This is a genomic window from Bradyrhizobium sp. CCBAU 51765 (assembly GCF_015291725.1).
GTDB classification, from domain to species: Bacteria; Pseudomonadota; Alphaproteobacteria; order Rhizobiales; family Xanthobacteraceae; genus Bradyrhizobium; species Bradyrhizobium liaoningense.
Genome location: NZ_CP030038.1, coordinates 4239399 through 4257473, shown reverse-complemented (window position 1 = coordinate 4257473; position 18075 = coordinate 4239399). Strand labels below are relative to the sequence as shown.

Below are 18075 nucleotides of genomic sequence, written 5' to 3'. Positions count from 1 at the left end.
TTCCCGCCCGGCACAGGCACAAAGTCTGGAGACCGCTCCCAGTCTTCCGGATTGCAATGAGATCGCTTGCCTTGCTCTGCCTGCTCCTCCTGGCTGCGCCGATCCACGCGGCCGCGCCCGAGCAGCACTATCTCGACCTGCGCGATCGCTACATCGAAAAATTCTCGAAAGCCAAGGAAAGCGACGAGATCTACAAGCAGCACGATGCGACGCTCAAGGAGCTGGCCGGCGTGCTGCGCGGCCTGGTGGGACCTGTGGCAATCAAGGGGCTGCCGACCGAGGGCAAGTCGAACGTCGATACGCTGTTCAGGACCGACGTCGGCTTCGGCCATCTCGACGGGCTCGGCTTCGCCTCCGAGAGCGACAAGATGCAGGCCGTGGTGACCACGACCGGGCTGCTCAAGCACTGGCTGCGCGAGCACCGCGAGGACGGCATGCCGCAGGAGAGAGATGCCGCGTTCAAGTCGGACCGCTTCTACCACTACGCCATCCAGGACGCGGCCTTCGCCAAATATGCCGAGCTGCCGCTCACCAAGCCTGCATCCGCCAGTACCGCGGTCGCCGTGCTGGGCGTGCGCGGCAATGGCGGCCTCAAGGCACCACCGCATGAAATCGACGTCGTCGCCATCAAGGACGACAAGGTCTTCTTCATCGCCACCTCGGACGCCGTGAAGACGGCTGAAATCCCGGCCTGCGAGAAGGTCTGGAAGCAGATGATGGCCAGGAAGATCCCCCAGGACGCCATGGCCCGTGAAGACCAGGCGATGGACGCCTACACCAAGTGCTTTGCCAGGGAAGCGCCAACCCAGAGCTGGTTCGCAGCCGCCGTCAAGAAGGCGCAGAGCCAGCTGGATCTGCTGCCGTTGCGCTAGCCGCCGCAGCTCGAGCGTCTGGCGCATCCTCCGCCCGGGACCTTCACAGGCAAGGCGGCCGGCTCAGCCGCTGTGGGCGTGCTGGGGCTGGCCCGGAACAACAGCTCGATGCTGTGCATCGCCCCGAATGACTGTCGAGGCCCCGTACCTTCGCCTTTGAACTTTCCCGACCGCTCGCGTCACTACTAGTCATAGCCGTGGTGGGAACCGAGGCTCCCTCCAGTGCTCGGCTTTGCGCAGGACACTCCAGCAACGGGAGAAATGGCCATGGGACGCGCGCCGCAGCCACTGCCGCAATACACGCCGCCGGGCCCGGTGGAACAGATGCCGAATATGGCGACGCAACCGCAGTGCTCGCCGCTCGCCAAGGTTCACAGCGCCGCCGTCTTTCCCTACGTGGCCAATGAAGTCGCAACGTCCCGCACCGAGGTCGGCCATCTCGGTGTGGACGTCAGTCTGGTCCCGCCGACCGGCATCTGCCAATATCTCATCATCTGGGATTTCGGCGTCGACTGGCGGCATCTCAAGAACATTGCCAAGCGCGATGCGCTGTTGGCAGCGCAGCTCATCCGCTTCGAGACCGACAAGTCGTTGCAGTTTCAGATCGTCGGATACAGCGACAGCGCCGGGGGCGAACGGAACAACGTCTTTCTGCGCACGGGCCGGGCCAGGAACGTCTTTCACCTGTTCGGCCCAAGCGCCCGCTCGCGCGTCTTCTCCGTCAAGCCCGCTTCACACTACGAGTATCTGAAGGACAACACGACCGTGATGAACAGGGCCGCCAATCGCGCCGTGGTCGTCGAAATCTTTGCCGGCGGCGGGACGATCTAGCCACTTCCCACATGACGGAGGCTCTCATTTCCGGGCCCGAATTTCCCGTTGTCGGACCGGACGAGGATAGGAGAACTAGACATGGCCGCCTTTCAAGAGGTCTTCCGCCGCTCCGGCGTTGATGAGCGCCGCAGCCCGCCGGGCATGGTGGTGCCGTTCGGGGGCTCCAACATCGTGGCGCTGATCGACCCCGGAAGAAAGCTCAAAGTCGATCCCAATCCCCATGCCCTCGGGATCAAGGAGATCGATGGCGCCGATACCCTTAGACGCATAGTGCAAGCCAGAGATACCTTCTCCGGACCCGATATCGATCCGCAGCTCAGGGCGGCGTCACTTCCTGCCACCTTCAACGGCGATGCACGGTTCTTCGAAATCAATGGCCGGATCAAGCCGATTGGCTTTCCCGGCCTGGAGGTCGTGGCTCGGTCGGCTGGCCGGAAGATCGAAGCCAGGCTCCATGTGGCCGTGCTGCCAGAAATCAAGATCAAGGTGGCGTTCCGCAACGTCATGGTTCCAGGGATCGGCGGCGCTCCGGCGTTTCACGCCAAGAAGCCCTGCAACGAGCAAGATGAATTGCTGACGATGAACAGTATATGGAGGCCGCAGGCCAACATCCGTTTCGAGCGGGTGCCAAGCGACTCGCTGGTGATCGACGACTCGCAGGCTGCCGTCAAACGGGAGCTCGCCAATGCCACTGGCATGAAGGATGCGAGCCTGGCGGCCTTTCCCGATGTGATCGAGGTCGAGAAACTGAAGAGCTTCTTCGTCCAACACAAAGTAAAGGGCGCCCATCTAACCATTTTCTGCGTCGATAAGCTTCGGTCCAATGGCTCGTTCCCCAATGGATCGTTTGCTCGATCGTTAGACCTTGCCTTCATCAGCTCACAACGCGGGCCGAACACGTCTGCCCATGAAGCCGGGCACTTTCTCGGCTACTACTCGAAGAGCGCGAGCAAGCCTTGGGACAGCCAGGGCCACACGTTGGAGACCGATCCGAAAACCGGAAAGGAAAACAGGGCGGAAGACATCAAGATGCTGATGCGCGGGGGAGGCGCCGGGTGGAAAATTCCGTTCAATCTCGTCAAGGAGTTCCGCGACTTCCCCGGCTAACACTCGCAAGATCGCATGGAAGCTGCGGGGTCCTCTCGCGATTGCAGGCGATACCGAACGGCTTCGCTGCGACATCGCGATGAAGCCAACGCCGCGTAGCTCGTTCCGCTCAAAACCACGGAGTGTCCTATGGCTTCGCCTTCACCTACCTCGACGGTGTCGATGGCTCCTTCAAGTACCTGACGGGATATCCGAGGGCGACGATGAACCGCCAAAACGTCCAGAGCGACCCATTAATTGATAGGCGGATCTTTCAATCCGAGTTCTACCCGTTTCGCAGTCGGTCTCTCCGTTGTGAGATAAACAACATGGCATCACCCGGGAAAATCCAGGAGTACGGATCGCAGGCATCGGATACGATTGCGGCGAAGTTATTCAATTTTGACGTCGGCAAGTTCGCCATAAAGCCGGAACATTCCAATTGGCTGAGTAATGTCGTCGCTCCGAAATTAAGGGACGGAGGAAGCCTTACAATCATAGGACTTGCAAGTCGTACCGGTAGCGACGATTTCAACATGCTATTGTCGCACAATAGGCTGCGGGCCGTGGTTGATTTGCTTCGCAAGCAAGTGCCCAACAATTTCAAAGTCGCGTTCGAGGTGGCGAAAGGGGAACGCGCGGCCATGTATGCAGGTGAAATGGATGGGGTGGAAAACGAGACCTGGCGTGGTGTCATCATCTCAGTTTGGAACAAGCCAAACCCACCGCCGCCACCGCCACCACCGCCGCCTCAAACGAGACCTCAATACTATCCGGCTGAACGCAAATTCTTCAAGCGTTGGCTCGGCTTCGGCGTTAAGTCTGGCGGGCAGTTGTTAATCGGCGGCGTCGAGAGCACGACCGCGTACGTCGTGAACTTGGGAGATTTGGAGACCTTTGATCTCCAGATTGTTAGCAGTCGGTGGGGACTGGGTCTTGGAGGCAGCGGAGGGGCCGTTGCTGTCATCGGCTTTGGGTTCAGGGTTCCATATGAGTTGGACCATGAATCCTTGAATGACTGGGGCGTCAATGTCGCATTTACCGAAAAGCTGATCTCGAAATCGGCACTACAATCCATCCATCACAGCAGGTACTTCATCGATGGCTTGAAAAACGGTAAATACGTGGCGCCCACGCTAAATGCGCGAAACGTCTTTACGGCTGTTGGAATACTTCAGAACGTGAGAAATGCACTTCACACGCTGTACGGAGGACTCGAGGCAGCCAAGGGCTCGGGCGTCATTGTGCTTGACTTGCCGCTTTTGGGTATTGGACTTGAATTGTCCGCTTTCGTGACGCGAGGAAAGATGTACGTCTCGAATCCTTCCCATTGGACTGGACCGAGTTGAAGGCTCGGGCAGCATGCGATGCTGTTTGATGTCGCAGTTTGGTCAGAGGCGGGAACGGTACGGTAGAATGGGAAGTCGTCGCGATCGCTGCCGTGCCCTTTGAACCTCATTAGCCCCGATGAGACCCATCGGAAAGCGCGGAGATTATCGGACGGAGCGGATCATGGTGATCAACCTGAAACCCGTCAATGTGATCGGTTTCTCCATCGCGGAATCCGTTGGCCTGAAGGGTTCGAACCAACCGGACGATATCTTCGTGATCAAGACGCTGTTGAACGGCATCGCGCCCCAGGACGGCGGGGCCGATGGAACGCTCGATATCAACGATCTGACCAACACGCCGGAAGCCATGGAGCCGGTGATCGAAGCGATACTCGTGTTTCAGAATACCCAAACTGGCCTGCTGCACGACGGTCGCGTCGACCCTGAAAAGAATACGATCAAGCGCATGCGTCTGATGTTCAACCGTCGCAAGGGCGGCGGGCTCGACGTGAACCTGACGATTACGCCGGACGGTCCGATATTCGGACCATGCGATGCGCGCGGCTTCAGCGCCGCAAAGCTCAGGCTGGTCGGCGACGAATGGTCGGCATTCGACGGCCTTGCGCCGGTTCGCCAGATGGTTCCGATCGGCAAGACGCGGAAGCTGAAGTTGAAAGGGACAAATGGCGCCGCGGTGGGATTTGCCCTCGAGAGTCCTAAGGTGGAAATCCTCGAACGAACGAGCGACACCGTCACGGTAATCGGACGTTTGGAGGGTGATGCCGACTTGAGCGTCATCGTCGAAGGCCAGAGGGGTCCGATCCCGGTTCGCCTCCAGGTGCGCAAGGCGTCTTCGATTCCGATCGACGTGGTTCATCTCGGTCGGGCGACGCTCGCCAACGGCCTCATGATCGCTACGCAGCGCGCCGTTACCAGCGTCGTCAGTCGGATCTACGACAATCAGGCAAACCTGACGTTCACATCTGGCACAAGCCGAATCGTCGATGCCGTGACCACCGAAGGCCGGGCAGTGCCGATCGATCCGAACAAGAAACTCAGTATCCGCTCCGGCTTCGGCCCGCTGAGCACGGCACAGGAGTTGCGATTTGACGATCTGAAGTCGCTCGTCACCAATCGTGCGGCGATCACCATGTTCATTTCAACACAAATCATCGATGACGAAGACTCGAACGTTGCCGGGCGCGGCGATCCCGGCAATCGGATGCTATGGTTCAATCCCGCAACGCCCGGAAGCGTGAACACCAATATTGTGCCCGCGCATGAGATCGGGCATGCGCTAGGTCTGGGCCACATCACGACAAAGAACAATACGGGATTCCTGATGAACCCGACCGTACAGTCGAACAATATAATCATCCCATGCGAGACTTTGGTCCAGCTCCCGTCGTGACGACGCACGCCTACCTTTGATGCAGCAGTATTAAAGGCGGTCAGATCACGCTCAACTGCGCGAACGGAGGCGATGTAGCACATCGCCAGACGAAGGCAGCTAAATACGGGGCACGTTCGGTAAGCCTGCAAAAATCAAGTGGTGTCCGGTAAAATTCCAAGCGCGGAAGGTCAGGCGCGTCTCGTCGTCCGCTGGGGTGGTCTGGCGCCGTCGTCTTGAGTTGGATCGCTATCGCATCACGCGACCAACAAGCCCAGCTTGCCAACCATCGCAAGCGAGCGTTCGACGCTCTCTCGGGTTGACAGCAACAGCGGCTCGGCGGGGTTTCCGTCCTTATCCTTTTGTTCGACCCGGATGGTCGACCCGAATGCTGCGGTCATTTCGGCCGTGATCTGGTCGATGGTACGAGCACCATCGAGAAGTTGCAGGAAATGCCGCGTGCGGTCGTCCTCCAACTGTACCGTCTGGTGGAGCAGGTTGGTGACCAGCGGACCTGTCTGCGACTGCCTGCGGGCCAGCAAGCTCGCCTGCGGGTGGTCGGTCACTTCCTTCAAGAGGAAGGGCGGCGAGACCAGGAAGGAGACCTCGCCGCTGCAGGCCAGGATGTACATCGCATCCGTCAATGCCCGTTCGTCATCATCGGCTCTGCGGCCGTCCAGCAGCGCGCGCGCGCCATCCAGCAGCTCACTGAATGACAGCGCCCGCGGCCAGGCCCGTCCGAGGCACAAATGCGCGGCCTTCAGAATCGGATTGGTCACCGTAATCCTGCTGCCGTCGTGGTTCTCGAACTCCATCGGGGAATCGTCGGTCAGGCAGGCCTCGGGATCGAGCGGGCTGGTCGTGCTCAAGAGGTGATATCGCCTGACGAAATCCACGTCGATCTGCCGGTTGAGGGAAACGTCGTCGTGGCAGAACAAGGTACGACGGAAGCCGTTTCCGTCGACAAAGTCCTGATACTGGTCGCGCGCCATGAACTCGCTCTCCGGGAAGCGCTGCAGCGTGGCGCGGACCTCCTCGGAATGGCCGGCGAGATAGCGGCGCGCGAAATGGGAATCGCCGAGATACTGCAGGCCGTGGCGGGCGGCATCCTCGGCGACCTCGTGCAGCAGGAAGGCGGTTGCGTCGTCGTCGAGGTCGTCGTGAAACAACAATTCGTCCGGAGCCTTGAGGACACGATTGTACTGGTCCCGCATGACCGCACCGTGCACCGTGTTGGCCTTGGAGCCCTCGCTCAGGAACTTCAGGATCGCACGGGCCTGTCCGACCTTCTCCTTCATGCCGGTGAGGCGGCGGGTGTGATACCGCATCATGTCGCGGACCATGTCGCGAAGATGCGAGAATGGGTGCGCATTGTAGCTGACATAGCAGACCCCGCGCGGCGCCAGATTCTGCTTGAAGATCGCCATCATCTTCTCGCGCACGTGGGGCGGTACCCAGGAGTAAACGCCGTGCGCAATGATGTAGTCGAACTTCCCGAAGCTTGTGTCGACATTCATGATATCGCAGTGCAGAAGCTTGATGTTGCTCAGACCCAAGGTCGCGATATTCTGCTGGCCGCGCTCGATCGTCACGCCGCTCAGGTCGACGCCGACGAATTCACTGTCCGGATATTGAAAGGCCATCGGCAACAGGTTGCCGCCAACGCCGCAGCCGAGCTCCAGCACCCGACAATGCTCGACCGGAGCAGGCTGCATGCCGTAAACGGTGGCGATCGTTGCGAGATGATTGGGGTGGGTGAGCCCGTAGACGTGGCCGGGGTAGTAGACCTCGTCATACGGTGTGGGTCCGGTAACGGGATGGCGATGCTCCGACTGAATGTTCATCGCGCTCAGCTCCACGAATAGGCGAACTTGTCGTCCGCGATCGAGACGCGTGTCTGCCTGATCTCTTCCTTGGCGAGCGATTTGCTGAGGAATTCGCGCGACAGCTCCGGCAGCAGGGTATTGGTGATGATGTTGTCGATCATGCGTCCGCCGGAATCCGGATCGTTGCAGCGTGACACGATGTGCTCCACGACTGCATCGTCGTAGCTGAAGGCCGCGTTGTGATTGTCGCGCAGTCGCCGTCCGATGCGGTCGAGCTGCAGCCGGGCGATGCCGGCGAGCATCTCGTCCGAGAGCGGGAAGTAGGGGATCGAGACGATGCGCCCGAGCAGTGCGGCAGGAAATACCTTGAGCAATTCCGGCCTCAGCATCTTGGCGAGTTCTTCCGGCTCATTGCGATACTTCGGATCGCGCGAAAGCCCCATGATCAGATCGGTGCCGACGTTGGTGGTCAGGATGATCAAGGTGTTCTTGAAGTCGATCCGTCGCCCGTTGCCGTCCTCCATGACTCCTTTGTCGAACACCTGGAAGAAGATCTCGTGGACGTCGGGATGGGCCTTCTCCACCTCGTCGAGCAGGATGACACTGTAGGGCTTGCGCCGGACGGCCTCCGTGAGGCGGCCGCCTTCGCCATACCCGACATAGCCGGGAGGCGCTCCCTTGAGGGTCGAGACGGTATGCGCCTCCTGGAACTCCGACATGTTGATCGTGATCATGTTCTGCTCGCCGCCGTAGAGGGTTTCGGCGAGCGCCAGGGCGGTTTCGGTTTTACCAACCCCGGACGGTCCGGCCAGCATGAACACGCCGATCGGTTTCGACGGGTTGTCCAGCTTGGCACGGCTGGTCTCAACTCGCTTGGCGATCATCGTCAAGCCGTGGGACTGGCCGACGACACGGCGGTTGAGGATCTCCGGCAGCTTCAGCACCGTTTCGATCTCGTCCCGCATCATCCGGCCGACCGGGATGCCGGTCCAGTCGGACACCACGGACGCCACCGACTGCTGGTCCACATGGGCGTAGACCATCCGCTTTTCCGGATTGATGCCCTCCAGCGTCTCGAACTTGCCGCGCAGCTCCGCGCGCTTGGCGGCCGGATCCTGATCTTCCTTGGGTTCGGACAGGATGTCACGAATGCTGCGGATGTCCTTGACTAGCTCCTGCTCCTTGGCCCAGTCGGCCTCGAGATTCGTCAACTTGTCCTTCAGTGTTGCGATATCGCTGTCGATCGCGGCAACGCGCTCGGTGTCCTCGATGCCGAGGTCGCTGTCGTTGACCAGCGCCGATTTCTCAGCTTCGCGAGCGGTGATCGCGACGCGCGCATCCTCGATCAAGGCCGGTGTCGCGCTCTGGCTGATCGCCACGCGGGCCGAAGCGGTGTCGAGCAGGCTGACGGCCTTGTCCGGTAGCTGTCTAGAGGGAATGTAGCGGTGCGAGAGGTTGACGGCTGCAACGATTGCAGCATCGGAGATGCGAACACCGTGGTGCTTTTCCATCGGGCCGAGAAGGCCCCGTAGCATCACGCAGCAGGTCTCGACGTCAGGCTCGTCGATCTGGATCGGCTGGAAGCGCCGCGTGAGCGCGGGATCCTTCTCGATGTACTGGCGATACTCAGCCCACGTGGTGGCGGCGATCGTGCGTAGCGTGCCGCGGGCGAGGGGAGGCTTCAGGAGGTTGGCTGCATCACCGGTGCCGGCTGCGCCGCCTGCGCCGATCAGTGTATGGGCTTCATCGATGAACAGGATGATGGGGGTCGGTGAACTCTGCACCTCATCGATCACCGAGCGCAGCCGCTGCTCGAATTCGCCCTTCATCGAGGCGCCGGCCTGCATCAGGCCGATGTCGAGTGCGCAGAGCCTGACACCGCGCAGCGGTGGCGGCACGTCGCCGGCGGCAATTCGCTGGGCGAATCCTTCGACCACGGCCGTCTTGCCGACGCCGGCTTCACCCGTGAGGATCGGATTGTTCTGCCGCCGCCGCATCAGAACGTCGATCAGCTGGCGGATCTCTTCGTCCCGCCCCAGGATCGGGTCCATCTCGCCCGACTTGGCCTTGGCTGTGAGATCCTGCGAGAACCGGTCGAGCGGCGTCGTCCCCTTGGGACTCGCCTGACCCGCGCCCTCCGCGCCGGCGCCGACCAGCCCCGAGCCGTCCATCGGACGCATGGACTCCTCGTCGGAGCCGGCCCAGACGGCGCGGCGCTCCGCGGCCAATGCGTCGACGTTCACCTTTGCAAATTCCTGGGAGAGGTTGTTCAGCGTGCGACGGATGTCATTCGACTTGAGCCCGGCCACCAGCAGATGGCCAGTGCGGATCTGGGTTTCGCCGAAGAAGAGCGTGGCGTAGTGCCAGCCGCGATCGAGAAGATCGATGACCGGATTGGCGACGCCCGGCATATCGGTTTCGTTCTTGCGGAAGCCGTTGATGACGCCAGCAAGGTCCGACAGCAACCGTGACCGATCGAGGTTGTAATGGTCGACCGAGAGGCTGAGGTCGGTGCGGTCCTGCTGCAGGATATGAAAGAGCCAGTGCGCAAGCTCGACGTTGCGGTTGCCGGCGCTCTTGGCGTGGCGGAGAGCCTGTATGAAGGCGTCATAGCCAGCCCGGTTCAGTTTGCCGGTTACCGCTTCAAGGCTGATGTCGGTCACGGCGGCTCCTCCTGCTCAATTGCTCCGCGGATGCCTCGCACCTGGCGGAATTGCCTCGAATCCCATGATGTTAGGACGACAGGGGCGGCCGATAGGTTCAAATCGCCGCGGCATCCGCTGCGCTGCTCCGACGGGCTCTCAAGCGCTCGCCAAGCTGAAAGCGGGCATCGCGGCGATATTCTTCCGTGGACGTCCAGTTCGGTGAGACCCAGGTGGTCCATCCAAGTCGTCCGCTCTGGCCGAGTCTGACCGGGGCGACCTCTCCCGCTGGAATGGCGAGTTCAACCTCCCACTCCAGTTCGTCGCCGATATAAAAGAAGACGGCGTCCGCCAGCGGCTCCGACAAGTTGCGGCTTTCAGTCGGCAGAAACTGCTCGTATTGAGCAAAATTCTTGACGAAGACCCGAACCCTGATCTTGTCCTCGACGCTGAACACTCGTGAGCCGAGAAGAGCGTCTCGACCGAGGCTGGCATGGGCCTGCCCGATCCGGCTGCAGTGACTTGGGTCGAACGCGAGCCAGGTCCCGACAAACTCGTCGATCTCGACTTTGACATCGAACAGCCCCTGCAGGAACCGCGTCAGCCGTGACGCGCATTTCGCCCTTGGGGCGATAAGCCCGGCGAATGCGAGCTTCGCCATGTCCGGTACGGTGTCCCGATTGGCGAAGACGTCGGAGCCGAGGCCCGCGAAGGAACCGACATAGGCGATGAAGCGATCCTCTGCCGGCCGATCGTGCTGCGCGATCGGCCGCGCATCGGCCCAGGCGCGAAAGAACAACTGCAGGAAGCGCCCGTTGAGCAGGTCGAGAAATCGCGGGAAAGCGTCATCCCGCATCAGCCACCAGCTGAGGCTTTCATCGGTGGTGGCAAGCGGCAGCGCACCCTGCGGCCCGAGCAGACCCAGAAACTTGACGAGTATCCTGAGCCGGCCGTCCTGGTCGTCGACCGCTGCAAGATTGGAGGCGGGGAACTCCAGATAGGGGACCTGACCGAGATCGACATACTCCTCGCGGCGAGCGGCGCTGTCACCGATCCGCGGTCGATCCCGGTTGGCTCGCTCCAGCTGGCGCAGCGTATTGAAGAAATCGAACCGCCAGGGTTCGGACTTCATCTGGTCGATCAGCGTCACAACGGTCTCCGCGTGCCCATGCGCGGTTGCCACCGCATGATCTCGCCGCGCTCCGGCGTGGAGATGACTGTCTGGGTAAACGTATTGAAGCCCGAATAGTCGGCGAAGAATCGCTCCAGTACGGCTCCGAGCAAGAACACGCCGCTCCCCTCGAAAGCCTTCTCGTCGAGTACGACGCTGATCTCCAGCCCGCGCGCCCCGCCGCTACCCGTGCGTTCTCGCACCCGCCGCACCACCGGCCGGCTCTCGATCGTACGCACGCCGCGGATCTTACGTTCCGTGGCGTCGTCGTACTGGTCGGCGAACAAGGACAGCATTTCGCGCAGCGCCCCGGCGTTCTTGCCGCCGCCGCGCTCGACAAGGCCGAGGTAGTTCAGGCTCAGCATGTTGATCAGCCGCCAACTGACAACTCCGCTATTGGCGACCTCGCTGCGGCTGCGCAACTGAGCCACCACCGGCTCCCGTGGACGTGTGGGACCGGCGACGCACACCAGATCGAGGGACGTATCATCCAGCAGGCGGAAGTCGGCGCCGCCGTGGCCTACCGGCAGGTGCTCCGTGAGGTGCCGATTGGAGCACAGTGCCCGGACGCTGAGTTCGGCAACGGGGTTTTCTCCGCTCAGCTCTCCGGGCTCGAGCAGTGACAGGAACATGTCGGTCCCGGTGTAGTCGGACGATGAGCCATACGTCTTCTCCTCCATCGTACGGCGTCGAGGCAGGCGGCGGACGGTGAAATAGAGACCCTCGACCGATCCGCTGGCCGGGTTGACGGCAGCCGAATACAGCGGGCGCACCAGCCGCTTGTCCTTCTCCGCCGGAAGATGCGCGTAGACTTCGATCACCTGGTGCGGTTCGTATTCGAGATAGCGACTACGATCGGGCACCACGTGGTATTCGTGGGTATTCGATTTGACGGGGATACGATCGCTCGTCTTCTCGAATAGATTGATCGCCGGCGCAGTATAGAGCTTGAAGCTGTCGGGACGCACCGCGGCGGCAAGCCGCGAATTGTGTTCATCGAAAGCGAAGACGATGTCGATCGACTTGCTGCGCAGCCGCGGCATCACGCTGCGAAGTCCGGTCAGGTTCACCCCAAGGAACTTGCGTGGAAATACGAAATATTCCCGCAGCAGCTCCGAGCCTCGGAATATCCGATTATCGTTGGGAAACAGCGACTCGTTCTCATCGAAGCCGATCTGTTGAACGCAGTCGAGCGGCGCACGCGTCACCACGGGATCGCCGAAGTCGTCGAGATGGCGGAAGTAGACACCCCTGCAATTCGAGATCAATTGCTCGTAGAGCGCGATGGAATCTGACTCCGCGCCGGAGAGGTAGATCGGGAGCTCGCCCACGCGACAGCCTGCAAACCAGGTTTCCGGTTTGGACCGGGCCTCGGTGTCGGGCGGTTCCTCATCGAGCCGGGCCGCGGTACGGTGGGTCAACGACAGTCTCAGTCCCGCTATGACATCGCCGCCGACCGGTATCCCGAGTGCCTGCAGTGCGCCGGCTGTCGAAAAGTACTCGGCGCCGCTGAGGTCGAACGGCCAGAGCACGATGTCGCGGCAAAGTCGAAATCGGCAGGCGAGGCTTCGTTCTCTCTCGCGGTACGTGGCGTCGAAATACGCGCCGCGCGCGATCTTCTTGCCGTCGCGCAGCGCGGGATCGGCATAGGGTGGCCGCGCCGCGACCAGCATGGCCGACGGAGTCGGAGCAAGATAGTTCGGAACCAGCTGTTCGAGCAGGTTTGCGGTGAACTCCGGAAATTCGTGCTTGAGCTTCAGCTGGACGCGGGCGGCGAGAAACGCGGCGCCCTCCAGCAGGCCGGTGATCATCGGATCCGAGCGATCCCGGATCAGGCCGCCGAGGCGTTCCGCGATTCCGGGGAATTCTTCGGCGAAGTCTCCCGCCTGCTCGTACAGCAGTGACAGTTCACGATTGTAGAAGTCCAGGAATTCGCGGTTCATGCTAAAGTCGGTTGATCTGAATATCGCCGCTGTCGAGCTCGACGTCGGCGACGAATTCCACGGGAACGTTGAGCGGTTCGGCTTTCATGTCGGCGTGAACGATGAATCGCAGCTTGAGCTGCTCAGGGCCGACCGAGCCGTCGCGGCGGACGCGGATTGTCTTGCGATCGAGCCTCGGCTCAAAAGTCGTCAGGGTCTCGCGCAGCGCGTTGCTGAGTTCATCGTCCGTGACCTCGTCGATCGAACGATGGGCAATATCGGGAAAGCCATAGTTCAGGATCGACATCCGCACGCAATCCCGGCCGGTCATGTCCAGCGTCGATTCCAGAGCGATCGTATTGAGGAGTGTTTCGAGGTCATGGGAGACCTCGCGCCGCAGCAATGTTTCCGAGATCGGATGGCGTCCCGTGCTGCGCCGGCCTGCAATGATCCGTTCACCGGACTGGTCGCGCAGATTGAGCTCCTTGCGCGCATCACGTGCCTCGTGAGCCGCACGAAAGGCCAGCATGAGCGGAGGAGAAAGCCGATCCTTTTTTGGCGTAAGCGTCATTCCGGTCCCCATGTCGGCCGGCGCATATGCAGCTTCGGGGGCGGCAATTGGCGTCCGGCGTGACCTGCCGTGATCAAGCGTCCAGCCCGAAAACCGGGATAGCCCGAAAGGTGCGGGCGGGATCGCATCGCATGGCACCGGTTTCCGCTATCGGTAACCGGCGCCAGACGAGGATCCGTAGATCAAGCCCATTCCTTGTTGGCAGGAACGTCCCAGCCGAAGGTCGGCGACGCGCCGGCGGCGCCTTTCTCAGTCTGAGACTTGTAAGTCATCTTGACCTTTGCGAAGTTCAGACTCACGTTTTCGGTGAGACGCTCTTCGCCGTGCGACCCGCCGGTCGACACGCTGGTGACGAGAACGTGCTTCATCTCGATCTTGAGATATTCCAGTGGATTCTCGCCGGCCTTGCGAACGGTGAGGATCGCGGTGTCAATGTGCTTGCCGTTCGCGCAGACCTTGAAAAGTTCCGGCGTGGCCTTGTCAACGAAGTGGGTGAAGTGGAGATCCTGGACGCTGACCTTGCCGGCGCCGCCGCCGGATCCGCTGTGGAATGTACCGGTCTGGCTTTCGCCGAAAGACCAGCTCAAGACATCGATTTCGTCAGGATGTTTGTCGTCCTTCGATTCGCCCTTGATCGGATCGAGTTTCAAGAAAATATCGACAGCCATAGCATAGTCCTCTCAAAATTCTTGATATTGACGGTGGCGATGACGTGACGTCAGGAGCTCGGGCCTGGCAGGCGCGAGACAAGGCTGAGGCCGACGTCCATCGCTTCAAGTTGAAAGTGGGGACGGAGAAAGAAGCGTGCGTTGTAGTATCCCGGGTTCTCCTCGTTTGCTATGACCTCAACCTTCGCAGCGGCCAGCGGCTTGCGCGCTTTCTGAGCTTCTGACGACAGGGCCGGATTGGCATCAACGTATTCGTTGATCCAGGTCTGCAGCCAAACCGTCAGCTCATCCTTCTCCTTCATGGATCCGATCTTGTCGCGAACCATGCACTTCAGATAGTGCGCAAAGCGAGACACTGCGAACATGTAGGGCAGACGTGACGATAGGTTGTCGGACGCGGTTGCATCCACGCCTTTCTCGCCGAAATACTTCTTCGGCTTGTAGAGCGACTGCGCACCGATGAAGGCCGCCTTGTCGGTGTTCTTGCGATGGATCAGCGGGATAAGGCCCGCCTTTGCAAGTTCGTGCTCGCGACGATCGCTAATGGCGATCTCGGTCGGGCATTTCAGGTCGACGCCGCCGTCGTCGGTCGGGAACGTGTGCGTCGGCAGGTTGATGACCTCGCCGCCGGACTGCACGCCGCGGATGCGCGTACACCAGCCGAACTCCTTGAAGGCGCGGTTGATATTGACTGCCATCGCATAGGCGGCGTTGATCCAGCCGTATTTGTCGCCGGTATGCCCGTCGGTTTCTTCCTCGAAGGCGAACTCCTCCACAGGCTCGGACTTGGCGCCGTAGGGGAGGCGACCCAGTACCCGCGGCATGCACAGACCGAGATAGCGTGAGTCATCCTGGTCGCGCAGACCCTTCCATGCCGCATATTCCGGCGTGTCGAACACCTTGCCGATGTCGCGTGGATTGGACAGTTCGGTCCACGAATCCATTCCCATCAGCGTGGGCTCGGCCCCGGCGAAGAAGGGGGCGTGTGCCGCGCCGGCAATCTTGCTGAGATCGCGCATCAACTGCACGTCGGTGGGCAGATGGCTGAAGTAGTAGTCTCCGATGAGGCAGCCGAACGGCTCGCCACCCAGCTGGCCAAATTCGTACTCGTAGACCTGCTTGAACAGCGGGCTCTGATCCCAGCGGGCGTCCGGGTAAAGCCGGAGGTTGCGATAGAGCTCGCTCTTGGAGACGTTCATCACGCGAATTTTGAGATTGGCGTCCGTCTCGGAATTGAAGACGAGGTAATGCAAACCGCGCCAGGCGCTTTCGATCGCCTGGAACTCCGGTGCGTGGAGGATCTCATTCATCTGCGCGGTGAGCTTCTGGTCGATCCGCGCGATCATCTCCTCGATGGTGTCGAGGACGTCGGATTTGATGACGCTGGTGTCCTTCAATGCTTCCTGGACGAGCGTTGACACCGCGTTCTCGACTTCGGTCGCCGCGCGTTCAGTGCGAGGCTTGAAGCTTTGCTTCAGCAGGGTCGCGAACTCGTCAGCCTCGACGGTCCCGAGCTGAGTAACGGTTACTTTCTGACCAGCTTCTTTTGCCATGGTCCCCAGTCCTTCCCTTATTTCTCAACGTCGGGTTCGGTCGGCTGGCTGGCTGCGCGCTCCTGCAGCGCGGCCATCAGTTGCGGATCGCTGAGAAGCTTCTTCAACTGATCCTCGGCGGCCACCTTGCCGTCCATGTAGCGCAGCAGGTTGGCGAGCTGTTCGCGGGCCTCCAGCAGCTTGGCCGTGGCTGGAACTTGCCGGGCGACCGCCACCGGTGAGAAGTCGGCCATCTTGTTGAAGCGCAGGGCGACAGAAATCTTCTCGTCGGGCGCATCGCCCAGACGATTGGCCACGCGCGTCGTCACGCCGGGCTGAATTGCCGCCATGCGGTTGTCGAAATTGTCCATGTCGAACTCGAGGAACTTGCGCTCCTCGACCTTGGACTTCTCAACGCCGGCGTTGTTGCCGGATAGGTCGGAGAGGACGCCCATGACAAACGGCAGCTCGATCAGCCGCTCGGCGTCGTAGGGATCTTCGTAGGTGATGTGCACGCGCGGTGCGCGGTTTCGCCGAATGAATTTTTGACCGCTGTCCGTAGCCATGGCTGCCCTCTCTACAAAATCGCTTTGGAAACCGACTTGCGCGACGCAGGCTGATAAGGCGGCTCAACTCGCGGTCGACAAGCTTCCTTATGTCCTGTTAGTGCCGTCGAGCGAAAAGCGGGTTCAATGCGATTTGTCGATTGTCTTGAGCGTCCCCTCGGGCAGGACGTCGTTCAGGAGGCTGAGGAAGTCTCGCTGCGCGAGATCGCGCGCGCGATCGACCAAAAAAGGGATCGGGCTGGAGGGCTCTGCGGCTCGGAAAAATGCCGCCACCTTCGCCAGCAGGCCCAGAGCTTGATTTCTGTTTTCTACACAGAAAACAACGTCTTGAGATGCGTTCTCGATCGTGGATGAGGGTGTTATGGCGAGCTCCGCCATCCGTTCGATCGGCAGGTCGAAGACCTTGTCGCGCCCGATGTTGATCGCGGCGCTCTCCACGTGGGTGGGCACCAGCATCCGCATCACCTCGATGAATGACTTGCCGACCATTTCCTGCGCCTGGCGCACCAGCAACAGCGCCGGGTTGGACGGTTCCATTCGGGAAAAATAGTCCGCCACGGCCGCAAGTGCTGCGGTGGCCTGTGCTGACGAAGCCAGCGCGCCGGTCGTTTCCAATGGCGCTTGCGCGTCAACCGGTGCCGCATCGTCCGGTAGCGCGGCCACTGCGGCCGGATCACGCTCCGTGACAAGACCCGCAAGCCACGCGGCCATACCGTTTGCGACTCCGGAGACTCGATCGAGGCTGATGGGTTGACCCGTGTTCAACTTTTCGTGCCAGATCGCCTTGAGGCCTGAAATTTCGGCCGCGACCGCCGAGCACCTGGCACTCACGGCCTTGAGGGTGTCGAGATCGGTATCGCCGATGATGCGCTCGATGGTCGCTAGATCGGGGCCGCCCGCGTCGGCATCGCCGGGGGCAATTTCGCCTTTGGCGACCTGATAGGCCCGGTAATTGATGCTGCCATGCCTGCGGTTCTCGATCAGCGGAAGGAATTGGAGGGGGTTGATCACGGTTGGAAACACGTCGATCGCTTCGACCGTGACGGCCCGAAGCGCATAGTCGCCGTCCTGGGCCCTCGGATGCACCGCTTCCCACTGATCCCTCAGCAGTGTGGTGGTCGCCTTCAGGCAATTCAGAAAGCCGTCGAGATCCCGGTTGAGGATGGCGAACTTGGCCAGCAGCATGTTCAGGCGCAGATCGCGGGTGCGCGCCAGAAGGGGCCGTACGGCCTCAAACTGGCCCGCGATATCGACGGCCCTCGGATCGAAACGTCCGCGCTCTCCGTTGGCGTTGACGACCTCGAAATACGACATCGGCAGCAGGGATTCTGCACCTGCGAAGAAATTGAGGTACTGGATGTCGCCGGCGGCGTCGAGGTCCGGCCCGCAGGGATCATCGGCCGCTATGGCCTGGGTGAGGGATGCGACGTCGAGCATGCGAGGATCGTCCGTCTTCTAAGCCATCCACCCCTCTGTCGAAGCCCGTGTTGTCCAGCGGATCGGGCAGGGGAGGATCATGATCTGATTGCCTTGATAGGTCAGATCCATGATGGCCCTGGTTCATTCCCCAAACGATCATGACCGTTTCGCGTGAACCGGCAAGCTCTTGGAGGCGACTATACTTGAGGGGCGAGGTGGTTCTTTGGACGGCTGCCGTGGCGCGT

General features: G+C 61.0%; 14 protein-coding genes. 5 read left to right on the top strand and 9 right to left on the bottom strand.

Features of this window, described 5'->3' with window-relative positions:
* Positions 1-56: 56 nt before the first annotated feature.
* The 5 genes from XH96_RS20410 to XH96_RS20390 all read left to right on the top strand — a co-directional run bounded on the left by XH96_RS20410 (position 57) and on the right by XH96_RS20390 (position 5534).
* Positions 57-872 (top strand): hypothetical protein, encoded by an 816-nt coding sequence (locus XH96_RS20410; RefSeq protein WP_194387391.1) that lies wholly within the window; start codon positions 57-59, stop codon positions 870-872.
* 267 nt (positions 873-1139) lie between these two features.
* On the top strand, positions 1140-1703 hold the full coding sequence (locus tag XH96_RS20405; protein ID WP_194387390.1) for a hypothetical protein: 564 nt from the start codon (positions 1140-1142) through the stop codon (positions 1701-1703).
* Positions 1704-1784: 81 nt separating this feature from the next.
* On the top strand, positions 1785-2813 hold the full coding sequence (locus XH96_RS20400; RefSeq protein ID WP_194387389.1) for a hypothetical protein: 1029 nt from the start codon (positions 1785-1787) through the stop codon (positions 2811-2813).
* A 122-nt stretch (positions 2814-2935) separates the two neighbouring features.
* Positions 2936-4141, top strand: coding sequence for a hypothetical protein (locus tag XH96_RS20395; protein ID WP_246789687.1), 1206 nt, complete (start codon positions 2936-2938; stop codon positions 4139-4141).
* A gap of 163 nt (positions 4142-4304) precedes the next feature.
* Complete coding sequence (locus tag XH96_RS20390; RefSeq protein ID WP_194387388.1) at positions 4305-5534, top strand: matrixin family metalloprotease; 1230 nt, start codon at positions 4305-4307, stop codon at positions 5532-5534.
* Between the two features lie 236 nt (positions 5535-5770).
* On the opposite strand, the gene XH96_RS20385 is transcribed toward XH96_RS20390, so the two are convergent.
* The 9 genes from XH96_RS20385 to XH96_RS20345 all read right to left on the bottom strand — a co-directional run bounded on the left by XH96_RS20385 (position 5771) and on the right by XH96_RS20345 (position 17848).
* The gene (locus tag XH96_RS20385; protein WP_194387387.1) at positions 5771-7357 is read right to left on the bottom strand and encodes a class I SAM-dependent methyltransferase; all 1587 of its coding nucleotides are present in this window, start codon (positions 7355-7357) and stop codon (positions 5771-5773) included.
* A gap of 5 nt (positions 7358-7362) precedes the next feature.
* Positions 7363-10002: a type VI secretion system ATPase TssH gene (gene tssH / locus XH96_RS20380; RefSeq protein WP_194387386.1), complete on the bottom strand. Its 2640-nt coding sequence runs from the start codon at positions 10000-10002 to the stop codon at positions 7363-7365.
* 97 nt (positions 10003-10099) lie between these two features.
* Entirely contained in the window at positions 10100-11164 is a 1065-nt protein-coding gene (tssG, locus tag XH96_RS20375; RefSeq protein WP_194387385.1) for a type VI secretion system baseplate subunit TssG, read from the bottom strand.
* On the bottom strand, positions 11128-13095 hold the full coding sequence (tssF, locus tag XH96_RS20370) for a type VI secretion system baseplate subunit TssF (RefSeq protein WP_194387384.1): 1968 nt from the start codon (positions 13093-13095) through the stop codon (positions 11128-11130). Before tssF ends, tssG begins: the two co-directional genes overlap by 37 nt.
* Before the next feature lies 1 nt (position 13096).
* On the bottom strand, positions 13097-13645 hold the full coding sequence (gene tssE, locus XH96_RS20365; RefSeq protein ID WP_194394195.1) for a type VI secretion system baseplate subunit TssE: 549 nt from the start codon (positions 13643-13645) through the stop codon (positions 13097-13099).
* Between the two features lie 182 nt (positions 13646-13827).
* Positions 13828-14313 carry a type VI secretion system tube protein Hcp gene (locus XH96_RS20360; protein WP_028178524.1) on the bottom strand — a complete coding sequence of 162 codons (486 nt, stop codon included), beginning with the start codon at positions 14311-14313 and terminating at the stop codon, positions 13828-13830.
* 50 nt (positions 14314-14363) lie between these two features.
* The gene (gene tssC / locus XH96_RS20355; protein ID WP_194387383.1) at positions 14364-15866 is read right to left on the bottom strand and encodes a type VI secretion system contractile sheath large subunit; all 1503 of its coding nucleotides are present in this window, start codon (positions 15864-15866) and stop codon (positions 14364-14366) included.
* A 17-nt stretch (positions 15867-15883) separates the two neighbouring features.
* Complete coding sequence (tssB, locus tag XH96_RS20350) at positions 15884-16411, bottom strand: type VI secretion system contractile sheath small subunit (protein WP_028178526.1); 528 nt, start codon at positions 16409-16411, stop codon at positions 15884-15886.
* A gap of 123 nt (positions 16412-16534) precedes the next feature.
* Entirely contained in the window at positions 16535-17848 is a 1314-nt protein-coding gene (locus XH96_RS20345) for an ImpA family type VI secretion system protein (RefSeq protein WP_194387382.1), read from the bottom strand.
* Positions 17849-18075: the final 227 nt, after the last annotated feature.

Excerpts from the sequence above, each read along its gene's own strand:
- XH96_RS20410 (WP_194387391.1), top strand. The coding sequence starts at position 57 with ATGAGATCGCTTGCCTTGCTCTGCCTGCTCCTCCTGGCTGCGCCGATC.
- XH96_RS20405 (WP_194387390.1), top strand. The coding sequence starts at position 1,140 with ATGGGACGCGCGCCGCAGCCACTGCCGCAATACACGCCGCCGGGCCCG.
- XH96_RS20400 (WP_194387389.1), top strand. The coding sequence starts at position 1,785 with ATGGCCGCCTTTCAAGAGGTCTTCCGCCGCTCCGGCGTTGATGAGCGC.
- XH96_RS20390 (WP_194387388.1), top strand. The coding sequence starts at position 4,305 with ATGGTGATCAACCTGAAACCCGTCAATGTGATCGGTTTCTCCATCGCG.
- XH96_RS20385 (WP_194387387.1), bottom strand. The coding sequence starts at position 7,357 with ATGAACATTCAGTCGGAGCATCGCCATCCCGTTACCGGACCCACACCG.
- tssF (WP_194387384.1), bottom strand. The coding sequence starts at position 13,095 with ATGAACCGCGAATTCCTGGACTTCTACAATCGTGAACTGTCACTGCTG.
- tssE (WP_194394195.1), bottom strand. The coding sequence starts at position 13,645 with ATGACGCTTACGCCAAAAAAGGATCGGCTTTCTCCTCCGCTCATGCTG.
- XH96_RS20360 (WP_028178524.1), bottom strand. The coding sequence starts at position 14,313 with ATGGCTGTCGATATTTTCTTGAAACTCGATCCGATCAAGGGCGAATCG.
- tssC (WP_194387383.1), bottom strand. The coding sequence starts at position 15,866 with ATGGCAAAAGAAGCTGGTCAGAAAGTAACCGTTACTCAGCTCGGGACC.
- tssB (WP_028178526.1), bottom strand. The coding sequence starts at position 16,411 with ATGGCTACGGACAGCGGTCAAAAATTCATTCGGCGAAACCGCGCACCG.
- XH96_RS20345 (WP_194387382.1), bottom strand. The coding sequence starts at position 17,848 with ATGCTCGACGTCGCATCCCTCACCCAGGCCATAGCGGCCGATGATCCC.